Consider the following 25,635-nt stretch of genomic DNA (forward strand, 5'->3'; position numbering starts at 1 on the left):
ATGCAAAAAGACGGGCAGAGCATACTGCCCCTGCCGCCTGAAAAGCAAAGGGGCAGAAAAGCAAAAAGGCGGCACCCGCCGCCTTTGAAGCCTCACGCCACCCCGTTACAGGGTGTCGGCATCCAGCATGCCATAGCGAATGGCCAGATGGGTCAGCTCCACGTCACCACTGATGTCCAGCTTGCTGAACAAGCGATAGCGGTAGCTGTTGACCGTCTTCGGGCTCAGGTTGAGCTGCTCGGAGATATCGGTCACCTTCTGTCCCTTGGTGATCATCATCATGATCTGCAACTCGCGCTCGGAGAGGGACTTGAAGGGATTCTCATCTGCCGAGGCAAACTGGCTGAGGGCCATCTGCTGGGCGATCTCCGGGGAGATGTAACGCTGACCGGAGTGCACCAGCCGGATCGCCTGGATCATCTCGTCAGGGGCCGCGCCCTTGGTCAGGTAACCCGCAGCACCCGCCTGCATCACCTTGGTAGGGAACGGATTTTCGCAGTGAATAGTCAGCACTATGATGCGTACATCGGGGCGGATCCGCAGAATTTTGCGGGTCGCCTCCAGACCACCAATGCCCGGCATGTTCATGTCCATCAGGATCACATCCGGATGGTGTTGGCGACAAAATGCAACGGCGGTTTCCCCGCTCTGTGCCTCGCCCACCACCTTGATCCCGCGCACGTCTTCAAGAATGCGTCTTATCCCTGTACGCACCAGCTCATGATCATCGACCAGGAATACATTTATCACCCAAACACCCCGTTTTTTATCTCGTTTTTGCCGCCCGGTTAGGGTTAACAGAGCGTCTTGCATCATAACCAAACTCGTCGCATTGGCAAACCATGTCCGCCAAAAGTTTGAGAAAACCCGTTATTGATGTTTAAAATCAAATAATTATATAAATATTAAAAACAAAAAACGGTGTCTGGCGACACCGTTGTTCCTTAATCTGCACGTCCTTGCCATCACTTGGCCAACAATGCGCGCACCTTCTCCAGATCGGCTTGGGTATCTACCCCTACCGGCGGGGCTTCAAGGGCCTGGGCTACGTGGATCTTCTCGCCGTACCAGAGCACCCGCAGCTGCTCCAGCGCTTCGACCTGCTCCAACACGCTCGGAGCCCAGTCCACATAACGCTGGATGAATCCGGCGCGATAGGCGTAGATGCCGATATGGCGCTGATAGTGGCCGCCAATCTGCTCGTGGCTCCCGGCAGCGCGATCACTGGCAGCAAAGCGATCACGATCCCAGGGAATGCACGCGCGACTGAAATAGAGGGCGTAGCCATCCTTGTCAGTCACTACCTTGACCGCATTCGGATTGAACGCCTCTTCGGCATCCTTGATCGGCACAGACAAGGTGGCCATCGGCGCCGTGGCAGCAGCCAGATTGTCGGCCACCTGACGAATGATGGCGGGCGGAATGAGCGGTTCATCCCCCTGCACGTTGACGATGATGGTATCGGCAGCAAAGCCGTAGTGACGGCATACTTCGGCCAGACGCTCGGTGCCGGACTGGTGATCCGGTGAAGTCATGCACACCTCGACACCGGTCGCCGCCAACGCCTGCGCGACCCGCTGATCATCGGTGGCGACAATCACCCGGTCGGCGCCAGATTGCAGTGCTTTTTCAACTACATGTTGCACCATAGGCTTGCCATGGATATCCGCCAGCGGCTTGCCCGGCAAGCGGGTTGACGCATAGCGGGCTGGAATCACGACCACGAAACTCATGATGGCAGCTCATCGCTATTGAGCAGGCGGGCGCGGTTTTCCAACAGCACCGGGATCCCCTCTTCCAGCGGATAGGCCAGCTTGTCGAAGCGGCAAACCAGCTCATGAACGGCTTTGTTGTAGTGCAACTTACCCTTGCAGACCGGGCAGGCGATGATGTCGAGCAACTTGATATCTAATGCCAAAACGATACTCCTTCAACGATGTCGAGCCAGCCACACAACCCGGCCAGCTATGATGTCGAGCAATCCGATATGTTATATCCCGGCACCCGCATTGGGTGCTTTCACCAATTTCAATTTCTGCAGCAGGGTATCGAGCAGGGGGGCCGGCAATTGGGCGCTGACCGGCAGATACCACCAGTTATCGAGGGCAAACGAGCGACATTTGACCGCATCCTTTTCGGTCATCAGCAGCGGCTTGGCGGCAAAGCGACCCACCAGCTCGGTGCGATCGAAGGGGTGGTGATCCCCATAAGCGACCTGCTGATCCAGTGCGTAGCCCAATCCCTCCAGCGTGGCAAAGAAACGGGGGGGATGACCAATGCCTGCCAGGGCATCAATAAGCCCTGACAAGGGCACCGCCAGCGGTGCATCGTCGCGCACCCGCCGCGGGGCATCGGCCACCAGTTGCATGGGGTACTCACCCTTGCCCGGCTCGCCACCGTTGCAGATGATGGCGTCAACCCGCTTTAAACGGGTGACCGGCTCGCGCAGCGGCCCCATGGGGAGCAAACAGGCATTGCCAAAGCGCCGGGCGCCATCCACCACCACCAGCTCGATGTCCCGGGCCAGCGCATAGTGCTGCAGACCGTCATCGGTGATGATGATATCCACCTCACCGCTCTGTTCCAGCAGCCGTACCGCATCGGCCCGTTTCGGTGCGACCACCACCGGGCAACCGCAACGTCGGGCGATCAACACGGGTTCATCTCCCGCCTGCGCCGTGGTGCTGGTCTCATCCAGCCGATAAGGGTAATGGGGCGCCTTGCCACCATAACCCCGACTCACCACCCCGGGACGAAAACCGCGTACTTGCAGCTGCTCCACCAGCCAGACCACTACCGGGGTCTTGCCGTTGCCACCCACAGAAATATTGCCCACCACCATCACCGGCAAGGAGGAACGATACCCCTTGCGCCAGCCGTGGCGATAGGCGTAGCGGCGGGTGCCGCTGATGATGGCGAACAGCAGGGCAAACGGGACCAGCAACCAGCGCCAGCCACTTTTGCCGTACCAGAGCTGTTGCAGCATTAGGCCTTGGTTCCCAGTGAAGCGCTCCCAAACTGAATGGCCCGCAGCTGGGCATAGGTGCCCTGCATGGCCATCAAGGTTTCATGGTTGCCGCGCTCAACGATATGACCCTCATCGATCACCAGGATCTCGTCCGCCTTCTCGATGGTAGAGAGACGGTGGGCGATCATCAGCGAGGTGCGCGCTTTGCACAGCTCGTCGATGGCAGCCTGAATGTGGCGCTCTGACTCGGTATCGAGCGCCGAGGTCGCCTCATCGAGCAGCAACACAGGTGCATCGCGCAGCAGGGCGCGGGCGATGGCGATACGTTGGCGCTGGCCACCAGACAGCGATGCCCCGTTCTCGCCCACCACAGTGTCGTAACCTTCCGGCATCTTGCGGACAAACTCGTCGGCATGGGCAATGCGGGCCGCCTGCTGGATCTCGTCCAGGCTGTAGCGCTCTTCGGCGGCATAGGCAATGTTATTGGCCACCGAGTCATTGAACAGGTGCACATGCTGGGAGACCAGCGCGTACTGCTTGCGCAGCTCACTCAACTTGTATTCGCGGATGTTGACGCCATCGAGCAGGATTTCGCCCTGTTCGATATCGTAGAAACGGGTCAACAGGCTGGCGATAGTGCTCTTGCCGGAGCCGGAGCGGCCCACCAGCGCCACCGATTTACCCGCCTCGACCTTGAAGCTGACATTGTGCAGCGCCGGTGTCTCTTTGGTCGGGTAGCTAAAGGTGACGTTGCGAAACTCGATTTCGCCGCGGGCGCGCGCCAGAGTACGGGTCCCTGAATCCTCTTCCGGGGTGGAATCGAGCAGGCCGAACAGGCTCTGACAGGCGGTGATACCGCGCTGGAACTGGTTGTTGACGTCCGTCAGGCTTTTCAGCGGCTTGAGCAGCATCATCATGGAGGTGACCATGACGGTAAAGGTACCGGCGGTGAGGGTCGCCTTGACGCTGTCGATGGTCGCCACATAGAGGAATGTCGCCAGTGCGACCGAGGCCACCATCTGGACGATAGGACTGCCGATGGCATCGGCCGCGACCATCTTCATGGTCTGCTGACGCATCCGGTTGCTGACGGTGAAGAAGCGCTTGTCTTCCACCTGCTGGCCACCAAACATCAGCACCTCTTTATGACCTTTCAGCATCTGCTCGGTAGAGGTAGTGATGTCTCCCACCGCTTGCTGAATATGGCGGCTGATCTGACGAAAACGTCGGCTGATCAGGCCAATCAGGATCCCCACCACCGGGCCCACCACCAGGAAGATCACTGACAGCTGCCAGGAGTGCCAGAACATCAGCCCCAGCAGACCCACCACTGTGGCCCCCTCTCGCACCAGCGACACCAGAGTTGAGCTGGCAGCAGAGGATACCTGGCCCGCGTCATAGGTCACTTTGGAGAGCAAGTTGCCGGTATTCTGGCGGTCAAAGAAGCTCATGGGCATCGCCATCAGGTGGCTAAAAACCTGCTGCTGCAGCCGCATCACCACATGGTTGCCGACCCAGGCCATGCAATAGTTGGAGAGGAACGCAGCGCAACCGCGCAGCGCCACAATGCCGAGAACGAAGAAAGGCATCCATTTCAATACGCTGCTGTCATTGCCATTGAGGCCTTGATCGATCAACGGTTTGATGGAGTAGACGAAGGTGGTATCCACGGCGGCATAGCCCAGCATCCCGATGATGCCACCAACCAGGCCCAGCTTGCGGTCCCGGACATAGCCGAGCAGGCGTTTGAATACTGGCCAGCTCTCTTGTGAGGTTTCTTGTTGCATGAATAGCCGTTAGTAATGGAAATGACGCGCCATTCTAGCCAAAGCTTGGGTTTCCACCAAGTGCCGCCTTGGATATGACCACCATCCACACCGGAAGTGACTATTTATTGGCCAAACCACCGCTTCGGCCGCCACCAGTCGCCACTGCGCCGATACCAGGGGCCATCATCACGCTCGGCCGTGACACGCAAGCCGTCGGCTGTTGGCTCAACCAATATCGCCCCCTGCTGACCGGTGATCCACTGGCGAGCATCCTGATAACGGGCCACCACCTCGGGACGGGGAAAGTGCCACTGGTTCCTGAAACCGGCGCTATGGACCACCTCTCGGGCCGCCACCGCCGCCACAAACGGTGGGGTGGAAGAGCTGCGGCTGCCATGGTGCGGGCTCACCAACAGGGTGCTGGCCAACCCCTCCCCCTCCAGCGCCACCAGTCGCTGTTCGGCCTGCCGTTCGATATCGGCGCTCAGTAATATGCTGCGCTCGCCATCGCTGATCCGTACCACGCAGCCATCGTTGTTACGCCCACCGCCCGGGTGTTCGGGCCAGAGCACCGCAAACGCGAGCCCCTGCCAGTGCCACTGCTGACCCCGCTGGCAGAGGGTGGTTCCCTCGCTGAAGGGATAAGATGAGGTCTCATGGCGAACCGGCATGGCGCTGAGCAGCCGCCTACGATTACCGGCATGATCCCGATCTTTGTGGCTGATGATGAGACGATCGATCACTCTGATACCCAGACGGCTCAACTGGGGTAAGATCACCGCATCCGCCATGTTGTAGCCCCCAGGATAGCGATCACCGGTGTCATAGAGGATGGCGCGATCGCCCTTGCTGATCAGCACCGCCAGCCCCTGCCCCACATCCAGTACCCGCAGTTGCCAGCGGGCCGGTGCCGGCCAGCACGCCAACACCAGCACAAGGGCGCCCGGCAACCACAGCCAGCGTGCGGGGCGCCACTGCCAACCGAACCAGAGCAGCAACAGCAGGGCACAGAGCGGCAGCCACCAGCCGGGCAGTGGCCACCACAGTTGCAACTGACCGGCCAGCCAGCTCAAGGTGGCCAGCACCCACCCCAGCCCCAGGTCCGCCAGCCAGAACAGGCCATAGGCGAGCGAGGTGGAGAGCGGCGCCAGCAGCACGCCAATCAACGCCAGCGGTATGATGGCAATACAGAAGAGCGGCACCGCCAGCAGGTTGATCACCATGGCCAGCGGCGCTATCCCCTCAAATAGCGCCAACTGCAGTGGCAACAGGCCGAGCAGCAACCAGAGCTGGATCTGCCACAGCCCGGGCTTGTGGTGGAAATATCCCACCAGCAGCAAAATGGCCACCGCCAGAAACGAGAGCCAGAACCCGGCCGAATAGAGGGCGAAGGGATCCCAGAGGGTCAGCACCACAAAGGCCCACAACCAGATGCGCCAGGCGGGCCACTCCCGCCGGCTCCAGCGCAGCACACTCCACACCAGCACCATGATGAGGGCCCGCTCGGTGGCCACCGCAAATCCTGCCAGCGCGCTATAGACGGCAGCAAACAGCAGGGACATGACAATGGCGCCACGCAGGCCAAACAAGCGCCCCAGCCACCACCCGAGCACCGCCACCAGCGCAATGTGTTGCCCTGAAATAGCGATGATATGAGTCAGGCCGCTGCCGCGAAACAGCTCCCACTGGGCATCCGTGATGCCACTCTGCTCGCCAAAGGTGAGGGCCGCCAGCAAGGGCGCATGGTCAAGCGGGCGCCAACTCTCGGTCGCCGCTCCCAGCCAGCGTTCACGCCACCCCGCGGCCACTGGCTCAATGGCGATCACCCGGCGCAGATTGCCGGTCGCGGTGATCCCCTTGCCCAGCAGCAGACGCCGCCCATCCAGCCCCGCCTCGTTGGCAAGACCGTGGGCCGGTTTCAGCGAGGTGACTAAGGAGATCCGGCTGCCCACAGTCATGGCGGGCAATGCCTGATAAGCATTGACCCGGATCAGGGGCTCAGGTGTCACCGGTTGTTCGTCGAGGGTGCTCACCCGCAGCAGCAGCCGGACAAATTTATCCCCCTCGGGCTCTGCACTTTGCAGCTGCGCGGTTATGATGTGGCTTGTTTGCTCTCCAAGCTGGTTCAACCACGTCAGCCGATAGGCAAGGTTGGCTTGCATCCAGAGGATACCAAGCAGGAGAAACAACAGCCGCCAGGCGCGGTAATATGCAAGGGGAGCCAGCAGGGACAGCAACAGGCCCCCCCATGCGAGTGAAGGTAACCATGGCCAGAGCAGTGAGGAGCTTGCCCCCAGGGCAAACGACAATAGACGCAGATCCATGGGATAAGTATTTAGCAAGGTTTCAATATGCCCAAACGACTCATAAAACGCTGGATGCCCGATCAACAAACCTTGAAAGAACATAAGCACTTGCGACTGTTCGGCAAACTGCTGCTCGACGCCAATCTCTGGCATCTCAATCGACGCTCTGCCGCAGGTGCATTTGCGGTGGGCCTGTTCATAGCCTGGGTGCCACTGCCCTGCCAGATGTTGCTGGCTGCCGGGGGAGCTATCCTGTTTCGGGTCAACTTACCACTGTCAGTGGCGCTGGTCTGGCTCTCCAACCCCTTCACCATGCCGCCCCTGCTCTATGGAGCCTATCTGGTTGGTTGCCAGCTGCTGGGACATTCAGCGCAGCAGATCGAGATTGAGTTCACCTGGGATTGGCTGGTCTCGGTGCTGGGGACGATAGCGCCGCCGCTGTTGATGGGCTCGCTGATACTGGCACTGCTGAGCTCCCTCATCGGCTACACCCTGATCCGCACCTTCTGGCGGATCAGCACGGTGCGCCAGTGGCAAAAGCGCAAGATGGCCCGCCCATGCTGAGTCGCTGGTTTGCCCGCTTCAAAATAGACCCCGACACCCTGCGCCAACAAAAATGGTTTGCGCTGTTTGGTGAGCGGTTGCTGGCACCCGCGCTGTGGCAAGGGGGCTCCCGAGCCCTCAGTGGCGCGGTAGCGGCCGGGATCTTCGCCTGCTGGATCCCCATCCCGATGCATTCACTCATCGCCGTCGGACTGGCGCTGGCGTTCAGCCTCAACCTGCCGCTGGCCCTGCTGGCAGTCTGGTTCAACAATCCGCTGACCTTGCCGTTCATGTATCTCTACGCCTATCGCACCGGTTGTCTGGTGCTGCACCAGACGCCGGAGCCTTTCCACCTTAGCTGGACCCTCCACTGGCTGGAGCAGGAGGCGGTGACCCTGGTGCCCCCGTTCCTGCTCGGCAGCCTGCTGCTGGCGGTGTTGACCGCCCTGAGCGGCGGCGCCCTGACCGCGCTGCTCCTGCAATTGCGCAAACTGTGGCAAGGCGCTCGTCACCACTAAATCGCCCTTTCCATTGTTTGTCGATCAACACTTGGCGATCAGCACTTGGCGATCAAAAAAGCCCGTCACCAAGGTGACGGGCTTTTTCATGGCATAGTGCCGCATGAGCACAAGGTGATGCGGTTACAGCACCTTGGCGATCGCCTCACACAGGGGATCGATATTGGCACGGGTAATACCGGCCACGCTGATCCGGCCGGAGCCGACGATGTAGATGGCAAACTCGCTGTTGAGGCGCGCTACCTGATCCTTGGAGAGACCAGAGAAGGAGAACATGCCGTTCTGCTCGCGGATAAAGCTGAAATCCTGGCTCACACCGAGGGCAGCCAGTTTTTCCACCAACAGCTCGCGCATCTCACGAATGCGCACCCGCATCGCGGCCACTTCTTCAACCCACTCGGCATAGAGAGCCGGATCGCTCACCACGGCGGTAACCACAGCGGCGCCGTGTGACGGCGGGTTGGAGTAGTTGGCACGGATCACGGTCTTGACCTGAGTGAAGGCCACATCGGCGATCTCTTTGGTCGCGCTCACCAGGGTGAAGGCACCGACCCGTTCGTTATAGAGGCCGAAGTTCTTGGAAAAAGAGCTCGCCACCAGCAGCTCGTCGTGGCACTCGGCGAAGATACGCAGACCTTCGGCATCCTCTTCAATACCACGGGCAAAGCCCTGATAGGCAAAGTCAAACATTGGCAGCCAGCCAGCGGCAGCACTCTGCTTGGCCAGTGCGCGCCACTGATCGCTGGTGGGGTCGATACCGGTCGGGTTATGGCAGCAGCCGTGCAGCAGCACCAGCTCACCTGGCTGCACTTCCGCCAGTGAGGCCTGCATGGCGGCAAAGTCGAGCCCCTTGGTGGCGGCATCATAATACTTGTACCACTTGACGGTCAGGCCCGCGGCCTGGAATACGCTGACGTGGTTGGCCCAGGTGGGATCGGAGATCCAGATGGTCTTGGCCAGACCGTTGCGCACCACGAATTCGGCAGCGATACGCAGGGCCCCGGTGCCGCCCGGCGCTTGGGCTGTCTTGGCACGACCGCTGGCAACCAGTGCGGAATGCTGCCCGAACAGCAGCTGCTGCACGATGCGGCCATATTCGATATTGCCTTCAATACCGAGGTAATTCTTGGTCTTCTCGTCAGTCAGCAGCTTCTGCTCGGCTTTCTTGACACAGTGAAGGATTGGGGTGGCACCGGTCTCATCCTTGTAGATCCCGACCCCCAGATTGATCTTGTGGCTGCGAGAGTCAGCGCGGAAGGCTTCGGTCAGGCCCAGGATCGGATCCGCTGGGGCGGCAACAACCTTTTCAAACATGGTATTCCCTGTATTCCGTTGAGTGCGTTGGATGACTGAACATGTTGGCAAGCGAAGCACGATTCGGCCAATGGCAAGCGCTTCGTCAACTCTTTATATCATCGCGTTCAATGGGGGAAAACCGCTTTTTGGCTCGCTTACAGGCCAATTTCAACCAACCGCATGCCAGGCTGGCGCCAATGCACACACCTCGGCCGACAAGCCACCATTGGACTCAACCAAACCGCTACAAACTGCTAACAATGACTTGGGGATCCGGCTCGGTTCCCAGGGCCGAGGATCCGTCAAGGGTTGGGCATACGCGCTGAGGATGGGTGCCAGATCACGGGGCAACCACCAGCTGGCCGGGCGGCCGAGCCGCTGGGCCAGCGCCTGCAGCCGATCCACCCCGGCAGGGTCGAGGGCGGTGAGATGACTCCACTGCACCTTGGGCGGCAAAGCCGCCACCACCTGTTGCAGGGCAAGGGGGGCCGATGGCGGGGCCCACACCAGCAAGGTGCCGGCATCCACGGGCAGCTCGGCAAAGGCGCCGACGCTGTCGGTGGTGATCACCCGCGCAATATCCCCCTCCCCCCACAGGATCTTGCCAAGGCCCGCCAGGGTCCGCTCCGGCAGAGCCAGCTCCCCAAGCGCCTGTAACCAGGGCGCTGCGTCGATCAGAGTACCACCGCTGAAAAAGAGGCTGAACGGCTGGGCGGCGCGCAAGCGCAACAGCTGATCGGCACAGAGCCGAATACCTTTATCCTCAAAGTCGATCTGCTCGTTAGGGGAGAAGTTCACCTCTGACTTGCGATAGAGCGCGGCCAGCACCCGCTCGTTGACCAGCTCCCCCAACTGCCAGCCCTGCGCATGCAGCCACTCCTCGGGCTCAGGGGGGGCGGTGGCGATCTCGGCCAGCATCAGCTCGCGGGTGAGATAGCGCCGACCAGCCGGGGTCAGCTCATAGCGATGCTGGCCCACCGCCAGCAGCAGCTGGTTGTCCCTGAGCAAGCCCACCAGCGGCTGCCACTGACGGCCGCGGATCACTGCTGGCGCGTGTTCCAGCAACTGCTGCGCCAACGCCCGCCATTCGGGGTGACTAAAGTCGATCAATTGCAATCCATCCCTGTAAACAGCCAATCGGATAAACAGCCTGAAAAGGTACCGTTACCCACTGATGACGCCAAGCCTTCCGCGCCAATTACGTGACCTTGCTCCCTGCAATTGTGTCCTAACAGAAGAGCCCACCATGGTGGTGGGCTCTTGCTTGATAACGGTGCGACGCTTATTCGATATTGAGCCGCAGCTCGGCATCGTGCCAACCCAGTGGCAGGGTCAGCAACTGATCAATCAGCTCCCGCCGATCGGATTTCTCCAGATAGGCGAGATAGAGCGGACGACTCAAGGCGTGGCCACCTTCAACCAGATGAAGCGCCCCCTGCTCGAGGAAGGGACTGACAATCCGCCGGGGCAGGTAGGCGGCGCCACCGTTGGCCAGCACGAACTGCAATGCCATGCTGGCGGAGCTGGAGTGCAGCACCGGGGTCTTTTGCAGACTCTGCAGGCGGCTCGGCTGTGGCTCAAAGCTGGTGCCCCAATCAAGATGGATATGAGGCATCTGCATCAGGTTATCGGCATTGGCCGCCGGATCACGGCTCACCAGCTCGAACACCAGCTCACCAATAGGATGCAGGGCAATCTCGTCGATTTTGGTGGGCTCGGAGAGCAGGGCCAGATCGAGGGAGCGCTCCAGCAACTGGCGGCAGAGGTGCTCGCGGGAAGCTGTCTCCAGCCGCACCGCCAACCCGGGCGCCAGCGCATAGATGTGATTGAGCCAGTCGTTGAAATCGAGCTCCCAGAAAACCGCGGGAGCACCGATGGCCAACTGCTGGCTGAACCCTGGCGAGAGCGCCACATCCTGCTTGGCACGGCCGAGGGTGTGCAAGATGGCATCCGCATAAGGCAACAAACGCTCGCCGGAAGCGGTCAGGCGAATGTTGTTGCGATGACGGGCAAACAGACTGACACCCAATTGCTGCTCGAGCTGGCGGATCCTGAAACTGACCGCCGACTGGGTCAGGTAGAGATTTTCTGCCGCCCTGCCAAAGTGCCGGGTCTTGCTGACCTCGATAAAAGTCCGAAGCAGCTCGGTATCCATTAATCCATGGACTCGTCACTATTGCGGCCACTGCCACTGCCGCCACCAACATCAAAGCTGGCACCGCCACTGCTCTCTTCGTTGGCACCGCCGACCACGGTACAGAGGCGATGCACCCGCTTGGGGCCGATCACCTTGAGGTATTTGAACCATACCTTGGCGTGGGGATTCGTGCCTGCTGCGCCGGATTTGACCTGCTCGACGAAAGCCGTCTCGACATCGTCACGGGCGATCTGCGTGCCCTGATAGAGTGCCAGCATGGCTGAACCATATTTTTCCAGACTGTCCGCTTCGGCCACAGTGAATTCACCACTGCGACGCAGGCCACGGGGAAAATGTTTGAAGTCATTGAAACGCTTGTCTGATTCGAAGCTCATAGTGCTCTTTTTCTGGTTAGTTTGACCTTTGCGGGCAAGTATCATCAGGCCATCGCCGAGTGCAAAATCAATTTTCTCACTATATTAATAAATATCTTTTATCGAAGTCCATTTGCCCCATAGCTTGCGCCGATTTTGTGGCAGAACACACAAAAATCGTTGATAAATAACAGGCTTATGTAAGTTCATCGCCATCCAACACGGCCACTTTCTGGATTTTCAGGTAAAAATAAAGCGCCATACGGCGCTTTATTTATCACATCAGCGATGCCAATGTCATTTCAGGTTCACATGCACTTATTCAATCATGGCCGGTTGTGCCAGGTTATCGGCACGCCACAAACGGTAACGCACGTCATACTCCTGCGGCACATAGATCACGAACGGCAGTTTGGAGTTGTAGTTCACAAAGAAACCCTGACCATAAATCTGGACGAAGGTCTCTTTCTGCTGATTTTCCGGGCACATCATCAGGGTGCTGATGGGATCAGAGATCTTACCCAGTTTCAGGTAGTTGTAGCCCCAGCCTTTAACGCTGTGCTGTTCAAGGTTGCCCGCAAAACGGGGCACGTTGCAATCAACCATCATCTTTTTGCCAACCTGCAGCTCGACCATCATGTCGGCTTCTTTCTCGACTTCAGGCAGGCGGATCACCACACGTTCCTGATTCACGTCAGCGGCTGGGAACATGCTGATATCAAATTTTTTCGGCTCGGCGGCGAAGGCATGGCCACCCAACAACAAGGCGCCCAGCAGGCTAAAACGCAATACGGTTTTCATCTGTACCTCTTGGGGTTGCTTCAACGCCGCTAGACTAACCGCTCTGCCGATTTCATGCCAGCGGTCTGCTACGTAAAAACTGCGTAAAATGATGCAGATCCGGCACACCATGACGTGATCTGGCTATTTTCTGACAGGGCGCACACTCCCGTTGCGGGAACCTCAAACAAAAAGCGAGGCCAATTGGCCTCGCTTTGCATTCAAATGGCGCCTGGCTGTTATTTAGCCGCCCCTTCATGGGCCTTGATGACGGCCACCGCCTTGTCGGGGAAGTCACTGAACACCCCGTCCACATCGGCCTGATAGAGGAAGATGTTAAGGAGATCGGTGAAGTCCCTGGCATAGGCCGGGATCTGGCCTTCATCCTGACGGAAGGTATAGGGGTGTACTTTCAGGCCCGCCGCGTGGGCCTCTTTCACCATGCCGGTGAAAACCGGCTTGCCCAGGGTGCCCGGCTCGGTGACGATCATCGGCTTCCAGGGGCCAATCCCTTCGGCATAGCTGGCGATGGTTTTCATCGCCCCCGGCTTGAACATCCAGTCGTAGTTGTAGGGGGTCGCCTTGCCCTTGGCGTCATAGACCATGGTCTCGTTCCAGTCGGTCTCGGCCATCAGCTGCACCAGTTTCAGATCCATCCCTAAGGCAGGCATCAGCTCGCTGTTGATGCGCTTGAGCTCGTCGGCATCGAAGCACTGCAGATAGACCTTGTCATCCTTCCCGGTGTAACCGTACTCCTTGAGCACCTTCAGCACCGCCTTGGAGATGTCCTTGCCCTCGTGACGGAACAGCCAAGGGGCTTTGATCTCCGGGTAGATGCCGATGTGCTTGCCGGTGCTCTTGTTGAGCCCCTGGATCATCTCAATCTCCTGCTGGAAGGTGTGGATCTTGAAGTCCGACTGCCAAAGCGGGAAGCGGGCCGGATAGACCGGCACCTGCTTGCCATCCACCAGCTGGAACGGCTCTGTCATGCGCAGGGAGCGCACCTCGGCCAGGGTGAAATCCACCACATAATAGCGCCCGTCCGGACGGGCGCGACCGGGGAAACGCTCGGCCACATCGGTGATGCCATCGAGGAAGTGATCGTGCATCACCACCAGCTGGTCATCCTTGGTCATCACCAGATCCTGCTCCAGATAGTCGGCCCCCATGCCATAGGCCAGCGCCTTGGACTCAAGGGTGTGCTCGGGCAGGTAGCCGGAGGCGCCACGGTGGGCGATCACCACCTTGCCTTCATCGGCAGCAAATACGGGTAATGAGAGGGAGGCCCCAAGGCTCAAGGCGATAAGGGAAACGGCGAGTTTTTTCATATGTGATGCTCGTTATTATTGTGTGTAGGGAATTGTTCTATCAGAGGTTGATTGCATATTTTCGGTGGATGGCGGTGGATGGCGGTGGGCAGCAGCACGCTGCCCACCGCCACTCATCAGCTCGCCTTGCGCAAAGCGTGATGATATTGGTCGAGCCAGATGTGCAGCATCTGCTGCTCTGACTCGTTCAGGCGCAACCCCAGCTTGCTGCGGCGCCAGAGGATATCGTCCAGTGAACAGGCCCACTCCCGCTCGATGAGATAACGCACTTCCGACTCGTAGAGACCGCCACCAAAGTGAATGCCGCGATCCTCTTTCAGCCAGAGACGGGCATGGGCGCCATAGGCTTCGGCAATACGCAGGGCGCTGCGATCGTCGAGCCAGTCAAACTCCAGCGCAAAGGCGCGGGCCAGCTCGCGCACCGAGCAGTCAAACTCGCCGCCGGGCAGACGGCTGGTGGCAGTCCAGTCATCCCCCATCTGGCTGAACCAGGGTTTGAGCTTGTTGCAGGCGGCCTGAGCCAGCTTGCGATAGGTAGTGAGCTTGCCGCCAAACACCGAGAGCAGCGGTGCGCCGTCCGATTCACCGGAGAGTTCGAGGGTGTAGTCGCGGGTCACTGCCTGCGGTGAATCTGACTCGTCATCGCAGAGCGGGCGCACCCCGGCATAGGTCCAGATCACATCTTTCGGGGCGATCTGGCGGGTGAAGTGGGCATTGACCACCTTGCACAGGTAGGTGATCTCGGCCTCGCTGATCTTGGCCTCGCGCGGGCTGCCGTGGTGCTCCACATCGGTGGTGCCAATCAGCGAATAGTCCTGCTGATAGGGGATGACGAAGACAATGCGGTTGTCCTCGTTTTGCAGGATATAAGCCTCTTCGCGCTCATGGATGCGCGGCACTATGATGTGGCTGCCCTTGATCAGGCGAATGCCACGGGGGGATTTCTCTTGCAGGCTCTCGTCATAGAAGGTCTTGACCCAGGGGCCGGCCGCATTGACCAGACCACGACAGGTGACGGTGAACTGCTCGCCCCCTTCCCGCTCCAGCGTTAGCGTCCAGTGTTTGGAACCGCGCACCGCCTTGACGCAGCGGGTGCGGGTCTGCACATCGGCGCCCTTGTCACGGGCCATCATGGCATTGAGCACCACCAGCCGGGCGTCGTCGACCCAAGCGTCGGAGTATTCAAACCCCTTGTTGATGCCGGCGATCAAGCCATCTTGCGGCAGCAAGCGCACACCACAGCTCCCCTTGAGCTTGTCGCGCTTGGCCAGATTGTCATACAGGAACAGGCCGGCGCGGATCATCCAGGCCGGACGCAGGTGCGGGCGATGGGGCAGGCGAAAACGCATGGGGCGGGCGATATGGGGGGCCATGCCCAGCAGCACCTCACGCTCAGCCAGCGCCTCTTTCACCAGCCGGAATTCGTAATGTTCGAGATAGCGCAAACCACCGTGGATCAGCTTGCTGGAGTTGGACGAGGTGGCAGAGGCGAGATCTTGCGCCTCAAACAGGGCAACCTTCAGGCCCCGTCCTGCCGCATCGGCTGCGATGCCGACCCCATTGATGCCGCCACCGACGACAACCAGATCATAATGTTCGCTCATGTTCACCTACTTTCATTTTTATGATTGCTATAACAGCAATGTTTGATTTCGCTCATTTTAGAACATGAAAATACAACAAACGAACATTTTTTAACGAAAGTGTGATCGCCACAGCCCGCCAGAGGGAACAAGGAGGGCCCGTCAGGTGAGCAACAGGGGGTGGGCTGAAATCGGCGAGTTAATAGCCAAAAAAACCAGATTGAATACAGGTTTTAGCAATACCCAGAAAGGGATGAAATGAGATAAACAAGAAAGAAAGGAGGCCGCCCGAACGGGCGACCGGCACTGCGCTGCTTCACACCGCGATCAGCAGATGTGACAGGCGATCTGGTGTTGCTCCATCAATCGCGTCAGGCTTTCCGGTGGCTCCTGATCGGTAAAGAGGGCGTGGATCTGGTTGAGATTACCCAGATTGACCATGGCGTTACGACCAAACTTGGTGTGGTCAGCCGCCAGAAACACCTGACGGGAGTGGGCAATGATGGCCTGGGCAATTTTTACTTCGTGGTAATCGAAATCGAGCAGGGAGCCGTCGTTGTCGATACCCGAAATCCCGATGACGCCATAGTCCATGCGAAACTGACCGATAAAGTCACGGGTAGCCTCCCCGACGATGCCGCCATCGCGGTTGCGGATCTCGCCACCGGCGATGATCACGGTGAAGTCATCCTTGGCCGTCAGAATGCTGGCGACGTTGAGGTTGTTGGTCACCACCCGCAATTCCCGGTGATCGAGCAGAGCCCGGGCGATGGCTTCGGTGGTGGTGCCGATATCGATAAAGAGCGATGAACCGTCGGGAATATTGGCCGCCACCTCACGGGCAATGCGCTCTTTCTCCTTGAGTTGCATCACTTTGCGGGCACTGTAGGCGGTATTGACGGTACTCGAATGCAGGGAGGCACCGCCATGATGGCGCCGGATCTTGCTTTGCTCGGCGAGATCGTTCAGATCCCGGCGAATAGTCTGGGGACTGACATCAAAATGGGTCACCAGATCGTCGGTCGAGACAAAGCCCTGCCGCGTCAGGACGTCCAGGATCTCCAGATGTCGTTGGGTTTGCTTCACGCTTGCACTCCGATGATGAGACAAAAAAAGGCCCCGGCAGGTGCGGGGCCTTTTGGCAGTTTACCTGATCCCCTTTGGGATCAATAAGCTGAGGATCACGTTTTATGCCTTACCGGCAGCCGCTTTCTTGGCCGCAACAGCAATATTCTCGTGCTTGAGGGTCATCGCCAGCAGGATGATGGAAACCACGCAAGAGGCGGTCAATACCATGAAGCCACCGTCCCAACCGAAGTGGTCAACGGTATAGCCCAGCATGGCGTTGGCTGCCACGGCGCCCCCCAGATAACCGAACAGACCGGTGAAACCTGCCGCAGTACCGGCTGCTTTCTTCGGTGCCAGCTCAAGGGCATACAAACCAATCAGCATGACCGGGCCGTAAATCAGGAAGCCGATGGCGACCAGCGCCAGCATATCCACGGTGGGGTTACCCGCCGGGTTGAGCCAGTAAACCAGCACAGCGACGGTCACCAGTACCATAAACAGGATACCGGCCGGGGCACGGCGGCCCTGGAACATCTTGTCAGAGATCCAGCCACACAGCAGGGTGCCCGGAATACCGGCCCACTCGTAGAGGAAGTAAGCCCAGGAGGAGTTATCAACAGTGAAGTGCTTGGCCTCTTTCAGATAGGTCGGCGCCCAGTCCAGCACACCGTAACGAATGAGGTAAACGAAGGCGTTGGCAATGGCGATGTACCACAGCAGTTTGTTGTGCAGCACGTACTTGACGAAGATCTCCTTGGCGGAAAACTCCTGTTCGTGGCTCGCGTTGTAATCCTTCGGATAGTCGTCCTTGTACTCTTCAATAGGCGGCAGACCGACAGATTGCGGGGTATCACGCATCACGAAGAAGGCGATCACCGCGATGGCCGCGGCGGCCGCTGCAGGCACATAGAAGGCACTGCGCCAGTCGTTGAACCAGCCCATCCCAAGGATGAACAAGGGACCAATCATGCCGCCACCCACGTTGTGCGCCACGTTCCAGACCGCAACCACTTCGCCACGCTCTTTCTGTGACCACCAGTGCACCATGGTACGACCGCAAGGCGGCCAGCCCATGCCCTGTGCCCAACCGTTGAGGAACAACAGCACGAACATGATGGCGATGCTGGAGGTTGCCCAGTGCATGGTACCCATCATGAACATGATACCGGCCGACAACAGCAGACCGGCAGAGAGGAAGTAACGGGCGTTGGAACGGTCAGAGACGTTGCCCATCAGGAACTTGGACAGACCATAGGCGATAGAGACACCGGAGAGGGCCAGGCCCAAATCACCGCGAGAGAATCCCTGCTCGATCAGGTAAGGCATCGCCAGGCTGAAGTTTTTCCGTACCAGGTAGTAACCGGCATAACCGAAGAAGATCCCGAAAAACACCTGCCAACGCATGCGCTTGTAGAAGGGATCGACCTTGTCAGCCGGGAGCCTGTCGATGTGCGCCGCAGGCTTGAAGAGACTAAGCATGTTCTGCTTCCTTATTGTTGTTATGGGCGGTTGAGGGTGCCCTGATCATGACCACGAACAATGTGAGTCCACTGATTCGTAAGCGAGCCTATTGTGCTCACAAGTGAACATTCAATCTGTGATGAAGGCTCAAATATTGCATTTTTATTACAAATAAAAGCTCCAAATGAGCAGTTACTCAGCAAGCGCCAGCCCTTATGCCACAAGGGCTTAAGCTACCACCTAAGGGGTATTAACCCTTTTTCAAGTTGCTTTACGTCACATTTCCTTAGCAATGAGTGGGATCTTGTCCACATTTCCTATGGCGGGGGGATGGTGAAATCCGCGAGAAGGGTTATTTTCAGTCACGTCCGATAACGAGCGCAAACGAGCATAACGTTTGCGCTAGCTCGAAAAACAAGAAAAAACGTTTTCGGAACCATTGCTCGGCCTGAAAAACAACAAAACAGAACATCACTTCAACTCTGGGTGGATATAAGGAACAAACGTATGAGCATACAAAGACCCAATACCCTGCTTGGCGAATGCATCGCCGAGTTTATCGGAACCGGCTTGCTGATATTTTTCGGCGTCGGCTGTGTCGCCGCACTGGTGCTGGCAGGCGCCAACTTCGGGCAGTGGGAAATCTCCATTACCTGGGGTCTGGGTGTGGCCATCGCCATCTACGTGACCGGCGGTATTTCCGGTGCCCACCTCAACCCGGCGGTAACTCTGGCACTGATGACCTTCGCCGGTTTCGACAAGCGCAAGGTAGTGCCCTACATCATCGCCCAGATCGCCGGTGCCTTCTGCTTCGCCGCCCTTGTCTACTTCCTCTACGGCGGCCTGTTCACCCAGTGGGAAGTGACCCACAACGTGGTGCGCGGCAGCGTCGAGAGCCTTGGCACCGCCGGGATCTTCTCCACCTACCCCAATCCTCTGCTGAACAACATGCAAGCCTTCGCGGTCGAGCTGGTGATCACTGCCGTCCTGATGCTGGGCATCATGGCGCTGGGTGACAATAACAACGGCGCACCCAAAGGTTTCGCTGCCGCCCTGCTGATCGGCATCCTGATCGCGGTGATCGGTGCCTCCCTTGGCCCGTTAACCGGTTTCGCCATGAACCCGGCCCGAGACTTTGGTCCGAAACTGTTCGCGTTCTTTGCTGGCTGGGGTGATGTCGCCCTGACCGGTGGCCGTGACAACCCCTACTTCTGGGTTCCGATCCTTGGCCCCATCGTTGGTGCCCAGCTTGGTACCGCTCTGTATGTCAAAGTGCTGGCTCCCTGCGTGCCGGGCAACCGTGTTGCCGCCGCCGAGAAAGCTACCCAAACCGCCAAAGAAGAGGCTGCCGCATAAGAGCGGCCCCTCCAACGTGTAACAACGTGGAAAATAGAAACGTGGAGAACATCATGTCTGCTGAAAAAAAATATATCGTCGCTCTGGACCAGGGAACCACCTCTTCCCGCGCCATCGTGTTTGATCAGGATGCCAACATCGTCGGCACCTCCCAGCGCGAATTCACCCAGCACTACCCGAAAGCGGGCTGGGTAGAGCACGACCCGATGGAGATCTGGGCGACCCAATCCTCCGTCTTTACCGAAGTGCTGGCCAAGACTGGCCTGCGCAGCGAAGAGATCGCTGCCATCGGTATCACCAACCAGCGTGAAACCACAGTGGTATGGGAAAAAGCCACCGGCAAGCCCGTCTACAACGCCATCGTCTGGCAGTGCCGTCGTACCGCCAGCATCTGTGAAGAGCTCAAGGCGCGCGGCCTGGAAGAGTACGTTCGCGAAAATACCGGTCTGGTGCTGGATGCTTATTTCTCCGGTACCAAGATCAAATGGATTCTGGATAACGTCGAAGGTGCCCGCGAGAAGGCGATGAACGGCGAGCTGCTGTTCGGCACCATCGACACCTGGCTGGTGTGGAAGATGACCAACGGCGAAGTGCACGTCACCGACCCGACCAACGCCTCCCGTACCATGCTCTACAACATCCGCGATCTGAAGTGGGATGAGAAGATGCTGGATGAGCTGGGCATCCCCATGTCCATGCTGCCAGAGGTCAAACCCTCGTCCGAAGTGTACGGCTACACCACCCGTGGCGGCGGCTCCCGCATCCCGATCGCCGGTATTGCCGGTGACCAGCAATCAGCCCTGTTTGGTCAGCTCTGCTTTGAAAAAGGGATGGCCAAGAACACTTACGGTACCGGCTGCTTCCTGTTGATGAACACCGGCACCGCCCCGGTTCGCTCCAGCCACGGTCTGCTGACCACAGTCGCCATCGGCCCGAAAGGGGAAGTGAACTACGCGCTGGAAGGTGCGGTGTTCATGGGCGGCGCCACTATCCAATGGCTGCGTGACGAGCTGAAACTCATTCACGATGCCCGCGATACCGACTACTTCGCCTCCAAAGTAGGTGATACCAACGGTGTCTATCTGGTGCCAGCCTTCGTCGGTCTGGGCGCCCCCTACTGGGATCCGTATGCTCGCGGCACCATGGTCGGCCTGACCCGTGGCGCCAACCGCAACCACATCATCCGTGCCGCGCTGGAATCCATCGCCTATCAGAGCCGCGATGTGCTGGATGCGATGCAGCAGGACTCCGGCATCAAACTGGCCGCGCTGAAGGTAGACGGTGGCGCCGTAGCCAACGACTTCCTGATGCAGTTCCAGTCCGACATGATGCACACCCCGGTGGTGCGTCCGACCCGCATCGAAACTACCGCCATGGGCGCCGCCTTCCTGGCCGGTCTGGCGGTTGGCTTCTGGAAAAGCTCTGACGAGCTGCAAGACAAGTTCAGTGTGGATCGCGAGTTCATCCCGCAGATGGATCACGCCGATCGCGACAAGCGCTATCACGGCTGGCAAAAAGCGGTTGAGCGTTCACGCCGCTGGGCTGAAGAGGATTAATCGGGCAACCGACTCCCCTTTGACATACATAACTAATGAGGCCGACAGCAATGTCGGCCTCTCTTTTTGTTGTTGCCCTTGCTGGTATCTGCCCCCTTCTCCGTCCGTTGCTCCCCCCCTGTTTTCCTGCCGCCCTCTGTTGTCACCATCCGTAACAACACAATTGAGTTCTCTATCTATAATCATCTTCTGGGTCGCATATGCGACCTTATTTATGAGGAGAGCGATATGGATAGGGCGATACACCGTTTTAGACTGCAGTCACTCTGGTCGGGACTCGGGATCCGCACCCGGATCCTCGCTGGCGTGGCGATACTGATGGCCATCGCCATCAGCTGCATCACCTTGATCCTCGAGCAGATATCCCACAATCAGGCCCAGCAGCGGGTCGAACGCTATGAGCTGCCAAGCAGTGTCGATCGCATTGCCAACCAGCTGACCGCCCAGCTGATCCAGCACCTGACCGAGGCGCAGGCGCTCGCCAGCAACAGCTTCGTCATCAACTGGCTGGCCCGGGGCATGCCCGAGGCGCAGTGGCCCGAGATGGAGCGCTACTTTCAGGATCTGCAGCGGCGCATCGGCGGCAACGTCTTTATCGCTCCCCGCCAGAGCAACACCCTGATCAACTTCAGCGGCGGCCCCACCGCCCAGAAAGCGCTGAACGGATCAGATCCGAAAGATGAGTGGTTTTACGGCTTTCTCAAACGCAGCAAGCCCTATGAGCTGAACCTCGACATCTCCGATTTTGACAAGCGCGCCTCCCTCTATATCAACACCGCCGTCACCCACGAGGGCAAGACCCTGGCGGTGGCAGGCACCTCCATCGATATGAGCGCCCTGAGCAAGCTCATCAGCGGCTACCGGATCGGCAAGAGCGGTCAGGTCTATCTGGCGGATATGGACGGCAATATCGAGATCCACCCCGAGCAGGAGCAGGAAAGCGCCGCCCACCACCAGCAATCCTTCCTCGATACCGTCAAGCGGCTCACCCCAAACGCCCGGGATCAAGTGGCCGTGCAAGCGCTGACACTGGAGGGAGAGACCTACCTTATCGCGGTGCGCTACATCCCCACCCTCAACCGGCTGCTGATTGGCGAGATTAACAGCGCCGAACTGGAAGAGGGGCTGCTCGCCTCCCGCAAGCTCATTATCATGGTATCGCTGGCCATTGGTGGACTGGCGATGCTGGCCTCTGCCTGGCTCGCCCACTCCATCAGCCGTCCCATTCGGCAGGCGGCCGATGGCATGCACCACATCACCGCTGATCGGGATCTGGCGACCCGCCTCGACTTCTCTGACGAATCGGAGTTGGGAATGATGGCCCAGAGTTTCAACCAGCTGATCCACAGCCTGAACCAGAGCTTCTCCCGCTTTCAACAATCGGGCAGCGCCCTCTCCGCGCAGTCATCCCAATCCATGCAGCAGGCGCAGGCACTGGCGGGGGAAGCGAGCCAGCAGGCCCAGAGCATTCAGGAGCTGACCAATGTGGTCACCACCATCGGCGACAACGCCGAGCAGATCGCCAGCCGATCTGAAGGGGTCAACGAGGTGACCCGGCGCATCGCCGACCATATGCTCAGCATCGAGCAAGACGTAACTCAGAGCGCCGAACGGCTCGACACCTTGCGCAACAGCATCGGCAGCTCATCGACCCTGCTGGAGGAAGTGGTGAAAGACAGCAACAACATCACCCAAATCATGAATCTGATCCGTGATGTCTCGAACCAGACCAACCTGCTGGCCCTCAATGCGGCCATTGAAGCGGCTCGGGCGGGGGAGATGGGACGCGGCTTTGCGGTGGTGGCCGACGAGGTACGCCAGCTGGCGGTGCGTACCCAGACCGCCACCAAAGATGTGCAGGATCTCATCTTGCGGCTGCAGGAGGGAACCCGGCAGGCCAGCGGCTCGATGGCAGACTCCCGCACCCTGAGCGAAGAGGGCTACAACCGGATGAATCAGGCCAGAGAGGTGCTGGTTGATGCCACCAGCCAGATCAACCAGACAGCCTTAGAGATCAACGAGATCAGCGCACTGGCCCAGTCCCAGAATCAGCAGATGGGGCAAGCCAGAACCGCGCTCGATGAGCTGGCCATGGTGGCCGAGCACCAGCGGGAACACGCGCAGGAGAGCAATGCAGCCAGCCGCGAACTGTTCGAACTGGCCAAAGCCATCGACGAGCAGATCCGCCAATACCGGATTGGCTAGACCCGGCGCTTCCCTCTCTCCCTCTCAATAACCAAGACGCCACCACAGGGTGGCGTTTTCATTTTGCAAATCATTTTGCCTGCGCTCTCGAAACGGGAATGACGACAAAACTCGCAAGATATTGATAATTAACATGAAAAAATGTGGAACGGCCATTGCTTAGTGATATCAGACTCAACAGAGGGATATCGCCATGAAACCGACCACCGCTCAAAAAGTGACACTGACACCCCGCGAAGGCACCTTCCTGATGATGGTGGCCCAACTGGTGGTACTCACCTGCATCGTACTGGCAGCCACCGTCGGCGGCCTCTCCTGGCAGTGGACCCTGCTGTTGGCGATTCCGCCGGTGATCGGCGGCGTCCTGCTCAGCCGGGTCTGGGGCAAACTGCCACGGTAACTGCGCTTCAGCTCATACACCTTCCCGAACCGGCGGCCGACCCTCAAGTTGGCCGTCTGTTTATCTGCTTATCCACCGCTTGGCTGATGCTGATTGGCCTCAACTAAGGTGCGGCTTGTTCTTCGATAAGCAAACCACATCGACTAACCGCACAAACCAAGCTGCGCTACAGGGTATGGCTGCCCAGCTGCTCTTTGAGAAAATCGAGCCAGACCCGCAGCCGGATATCCCGCTGGGCATCGGAGTAGAAGACCGCATTGATGGGGCGCGAGGCACCGCTGTTGTTGCGCGCCAGCACTTCCACCAGCGCCCCGCTCGCCCGATCCGGCCCGGTCATGAAATCCGACAGACAGACGATCCCCTGCCCCGCCAGCGCCAGCTGGCGCAAGGTTTCACCGCTACTGGCTCGCAGACTGGGGGTGATGGCAAAGCGATCCCCCTGCTCGGCACTGAGCAGCGGCCAGTGGTTGAGGTGATCGGGATGCAAAAATCCAAGCAGCTCGTGACCGCTCAGCAGATCCGCCGGTTGGCGCGGGGTGCCGCGCTCGCTCAAGTAAGCAGGAGAGGCCAGCAGCCGCAGCCGCGAACGGCCCAGTGGCAGTGCGCGCAGTGAGGAGTCGGTCAGCTCGCCGATGCGGATGGCCATGTCCACCCGCCGCTCCATCAGATTGATAAAGCCCTCCGAACTGTGCAGCTGCAACTCGATGGCAGGGTAGCGGCGGCGAAACTCGCCGATGAGCGGCACCAGCCGGTGCAGAATAAAGGGGGTAGCCGCATCGACTCTCAACACCCCTTCGGGTTGTTCCCGGCGCATCAGCAGATGCCCCTCCGCCTCGCTCATCTCGGTCAGGATCTTCACCGCCCGCTGATAGAACCAGCTCCCCTCCTCGGTCAGACTGACCCGGCGGGTGGTGCGATTGAGCAGCACGGTTGAGAGCTTCTCCTCCAGCCGCTTGATGCCGCGACTCACCACCGAGTTGTCCATGCCGAGGTTCTCCGCAGCCTGGCGAAAACTGCCCGCCTCCACCACCGCCACAAACAGGGTCAGTTCATCAGAATGGGTCTTCATTGCTGTTATCCGGACAAGAGTAATGGGCCTTTATAGGCGTAGCCGCACTGGCTTGGCAAGCGTACGGTGAGGACAGTTCTTTTTTTTCTACAGAGAAAGAACGTGACCGCGAGCCCACATCATGCTCGCGATTTATCAGTACAATGCAGCCAGAAGAGCACCGTATGGCACCTTTCATTTCACAAGGATCAATACCATGACATTTGAAGAGCGGCTGGCCGCCGCCCATCAGGAGCTGGCGAGCAAAGGGGTATGGCATGCCAACTACAATCCCCCACTGTGCAAGCTGCTGCGCAGATTCAGTTATCCCGTCAAACCGCCTCACTATGAGGGCTGGCTAACCAACGTTCTGGTATTCGGCGTCGGTATTGGTCTTGTCTGGGGCATGGCGATGTGGTTTTTCAGCTGGCAACCCATGGGGATAGATCCGCTATTTGCCCTGCGCCAAACAGCCCTGTTTTCGGGATTATTCGGCCTGTCCATGGCTTCTTTTCTCTGGCTACGGCGCAAGCAGCTTAAACTGACCCCGTGGGAACAACTTGCTGAGCCCACCGATGCTGATGATGAGGGAGAAGAACGGCATGAACGCCCTTGAAAAACTGAACTATGTGAGTGTATGGAGATGGTATTCACCTGACAGACGATCTGGTATGAGTCGGTAGAGCAGATGCCGACAGACCTGGATAGCGATCTGGAGCACTACAACAACCAGCGACCACATCAGGGCAGGATGATGGAGGGACAGACCCCCTACAGCATGTTCAAGAGGGTCTGAAATTGATACCGAAGGAAGTGCGCACTAAAGTAGCGTAAACAAGACACCGGTTTGAGGCCGGTGTCAGGTGATAACTAGATCTGTACATACCCGTCAAATCGCTCATCCGGATACGGATGCATCAGTCGCGGTATCAGGATCCA

23 protein-coding genes and 1 pseudogene are annotated in these 25,635 nt (G+C 58.8%); 8 read left to right on the top strand and 16 right to left on the bottom strand.

The window, feature by feature from the left end:
• Positions 1-105: 105 nt before the first annotated feature.
• The 6 genes from uvrY to CF137_RS10495 all read right to left on the bottom strand — a co-directional run bounded on the left by uvrY (position 106) and on the right by CF137_RS10495 (position 7,061).
• The gene (gene uvrY, locus CF137_RS10470; protein ID WP_042018933.1) at positions 106-750 is read right to left on the bottom strand and encodes a UvrY/SirA/GacA family response regulator transcription factor; all 645 of its coding nucleotides are present in this window, start codon (positions 748-750) and stop codon (positions 106-108) included.
• 215 nt (positions 751-965) lie between these two features.
• Positions 966-1,733 carry a 3-deoxy-manno-octulosonate cytidylyltransferase gene (gene kdsB / locus CF137_RS10475; protein WP_101325147.1) on the bottom strand — a complete coding sequence of 256 codons (768 nt, stop codon included), beginning with the start codon at positions 1,731-1,733 and terminating at the stop codon, positions 966-968.
• Positions 1,730-1,918: a Trm112 family protein gene (locus CF137_RS10480; protein ID WP_042018929.1), complete on the bottom strand. Its 189-nt coding sequence runs from the start codon at positions 1,916-1,918 to the stop codon at positions 1,730-1,732. The genes kdsB and CF137_RS10480 overlap by 4 nt, the downstream gene beginning before the upstream one ends.
• A 72-nt stretch (positions 1,919-1,990) precedes the next feature.
• Positions 1,991-2,986 carry a tetraacyldisaccharide 4'-kinase gene (lpxK, locus tag CF137_RS10485; protein ID WP_139718947.1) on the bottom strand — a complete coding sequence of 332 codons (996 nt, stop codon included), beginning with the start codon at positions 2,984-2,986 and terminating at the stop codon, positions 1,991-1,993.
• A complete protein-coding gene (gene msbA / locus CF137_RS10490; protein WP_098969732.1) occupies positions 2,986-4,755 on the bottom strand; it encodes a lipid A ABC transporter ATP-binding protein/permease MsbA in 1,770 nt (589 codons plus the stop codon). The genes lpxK and msbA overlap by 1 nt, the downstream gene beginning before the upstream one ends.
• A gap of 104 nt (positions 4,756-4,859) precedes the next feature.
• The gene (locus CF137_RS10495; RefSeq protein ID WP_162515915.1) at positions 4,860-7,061 is read right to left on the bottom strand and encodes a DNA internalization-related competence protein ComEC/Rec2; all 2,202 of its coding nucleotides are present in this window, start codon (positions 7,059-7,061) and stop codon (positions 4,860-4,862) included.
• 27 nt (positions 7,062-7,088) lie between these two features.
• Here CF137_RS10495 and CF137_RS10500 point away from each other — a divergent pair, with 27 nt between their 5' ends.
• A complete protein-coding gene (locus CF137_RS10500) occupies positions 7,089-7,607 on the top strand; it encodes a DUF2062 domain-containing protein (RefSeq protein ID WP_101346625.1) in 519 nt (172 codons plus the stop codon).
• Positions 7,601-8,104: a DUF2062 domain-containing protein gene (locus CF137_RS10505; protein ID WP_042018923.1), complete on the top strand. Its 504-nt coding sequence runs from the start codon at positions 7,601-7,603 to the stop codon at positions 8,102-8,104. Before CF137_RS10500 ends, CF137_RS10505 begins: the two co-directional genes overlap by 7 nt.
• Positions 8,105-8,227: 123 nt before the next feature.
• On the opposite strand, the gene CF137_RS10510 is transcribed toward CF137_RS10505, so the two are convergent.
• The 9 genes from CF137_RS10510 to glpT all read right to left on the bottom strand — a co-directional run bounded on the left by CF137_RS10510 (position 8,228) and on the right by glpT (position 18,149).
• Positions 8,228-9,418: an amino acid aminotransferase gene (locus tag CF137_RS10510; RefSeq protein ID WP_101315208.1), complete on the bottom strand. Its 1,191-nt coding sequence runs from the start codon at positions 9,416-9,418 to the stop codon at positions 8,228-8,230.
• Between the two features lie 150 nt (positions 9,419-9,568).
• The gene (locus CF137_RS10515) at positions 9,569-10,510 is read right to left on the bottom strand and encodes a hypothetical protein (RefSeq protein ID WP_162515916.1); all 942 of its coding nucleotides are present in this window, start codon (positions 10,508-10,510) and stop codon (positions 9,569-9,571) included.
• A 172-nt stretch (positions 10,511-10,682) separates the two neighbouring features.
• Positions 10,683-11,555 carry an HTH-type transcriptional regulator HdfR gene (gene hdfR, locus CF137_RS10520; protein WP_139718949.1) on the bottom strand — a complete coding sequence of 291 codons (873 nt, stop codon included), beginning with the start codon at positions 11,553-11,555 and terminating at the stop codon, positions 10,683-10,685.
• Positions 11,555-11,932: a MaoP family protein gene (locus CF137_RS10525; RefSeq protein WP_101315210.1), complete on the bottom strand. Its 378-nt coding sequence runs from the start codon at positions 11,930-11,932 to the stop codon at positions 11,555-11,557. Before CF137_RS10525 ends, hdfR begins: the two co-directional genes overlap by 1 nt.
• A 297-nt stretch (positions 11,933-12,229) precedes the next feature.
• Positions 12,230-12,712 (bottom strand): serine protease inhibitor ecotin, encoded by a 483-nt coding sequence (gene eco / locus CF137_RS10530; protein ID WP_042018918.1) that lies wholly within the window; start codon positions 12,710-12,712, stop codon positions 12,230-12,232.
• A 218-nt stretch (positions 12,713-12,930) separates the two neighbouring features.
• Positions 12,931-14,019 (bottom strand): glycerophosphodiester phosphodiesterase, encoded by a 1,089-nt coding sequence (glpQ, locus tag CF137_RS10535; protein ID WP_139718950.1) that lies wholly within the window; start codon positions 14,017-14,019, stop codon positions 12,931-12,933.
• Positions 14,020-14,135: 116 nt separating this feature from the next.
• The gene (glpD, locus tag CF137_RS10540) at positions 14,136-15,623 is read right to left on the bottom strand and encodes a glycerol-3-phosphate dehydrogenase (protein ID WP_139718951.1); all 1,488 of its coding nucleotides are present in this window, start codon (positions 15,621-15,623) and stop codon (positions 14,136-14,138) included.
• A gap of 306 nt (positions 15,624-15,929) precedes the next feature.
• Positions 15,930-16,688 carry a DeoR/GlpR family transcriptional regulator gene (locus CF137_RS10545; RefSeq protein ID WP_068977472.1) on the bottom strand — a complete coding sequence of 253 codons (759 nt, stop codon included), beginning with the start codon at positions 16,686-16,688 and terminating at the stop codon, positions 15,930-15,932.
• A 102-nt stretch (positions 16,689-16,790) separates the two neighbouring features.
• A complete protein-coding gene (gene glpT / locus CF137_RS10550) occupies positions 16,791-18,149 on the bottom strand; it encodes a glycerol-3-phosphate transporter (protein ID WP_068977473.1) in 1,359 nt (452 codons plus the stop codon).
• 489 nt (positions 18,150-18,638) lie between these two features.
• Here glpT and CF137_RS10555 point away from each other — a divergent pair, with 489 nt between their 5' ends.
• The 4 genes from CF137_RS10555 (at position 18,639) to CF137_RS10570 (ending at position 23,648) form a co-directional block, all read left to right on the top strand.
• Positions 18,639-19,487 carry an MIP/aquaporin family protein gene (locus CF137_RS10555; RefSeq protein ID WP_101315213.1) on the top strand — a complete coding sequence of 283 codons (849 nt, stop codon included), beginning with the start codon at positions 18,639-18,641 and terminating at the stop codon, positions 19,485-19,487.
• Positions 19,488-19,540: 53 nt separating this feature from the next.
• Positions 19,541-21,043 (top strand): glycerol kinase GlpK, encoded by a 1,503-nt coding sequence (gene glpK, locus CF137_RS10560; protein ID WP_101315214.1) that lies wholly within the window; start codon positions 19,541-19,543, stop codon positions 21,041-21,043.
• Positions 21,044-21,271: 228 nt separating this feature from the next.
• On the top strand, positions 21,272-23,248 hold the full coding sequence (locus CF137_RS10565; RefSeq protein WP_139718952.1) for a methyl-accepting chemotaxis protein: 1,977 nt from the start codon (positions 21,272-21,274) through the stop codon (positions 23,246-23,248).
• Between the two features lie 193 nt (positions 23,249-23,441).
• Positions 23,442-23,648 carry a hypothetical protein gene (locus CF137_RS10570; RefSeq protein ID WP_139718953.1) on the top strand — a complete coding sequence of 69 codons (207 nt, stop codon included), beginning with the start codon at positions 23,442-23,444 and terminating at the stop codon, positions 23,646-23,648.
• A gap of 166 nt (positions 23,649-23,814) precedes the next feature.
• Here the strand turns inward: CF137_RS10570 and CF137_RS10575 are convergent, their stop codons facing one another.
• Positions 23,815-24,717 (bottom strand): LysR substrate-binding domain-containing protein, encoded by a 903-nt coding sequence (locus CF137_RS10575; RefSeq protein ID WP_139718954.1) that lies wholly within the window; start codon positions 24,715-24,717, stop codon positions 23,815-23,817.
• Positions 24,718-24,913: 196 nt separating this feature from the next.
• On the opposite strand from CF137_RS10575, the gene CF137_RS10580 reads away from it, so the two are divergent.
• Complete coding sequence (locus CF137_RS10580; protein ID WP_139718955.1) at positions 24,914-25,312, top strand: DUF6404 family protein; 399 nt, start codon at positions 24,914-24,916, stop codon at positions 25,310-25,312.
• A gap of 42 nt (positions 25,313-25,354) precedes the next feature.
• Positions 25,355-25,530: pseudogene (locus CF137_RS10585) on the top strand (IS481 family transposase); the annotation flags it as partial.
• Between the last annotated feature and the right edge of the window lie 105 nt (positions 25,531-25,635).

This window comes from Aeromonas sobria, assembly GCF_006243315.1.
GTDB lineage: Bacteria > Pseudomonadota > Gammaproteobacteria > Enterobacterales > Aeromonadaceae > Aeromonas > Aeromonas sobria_A.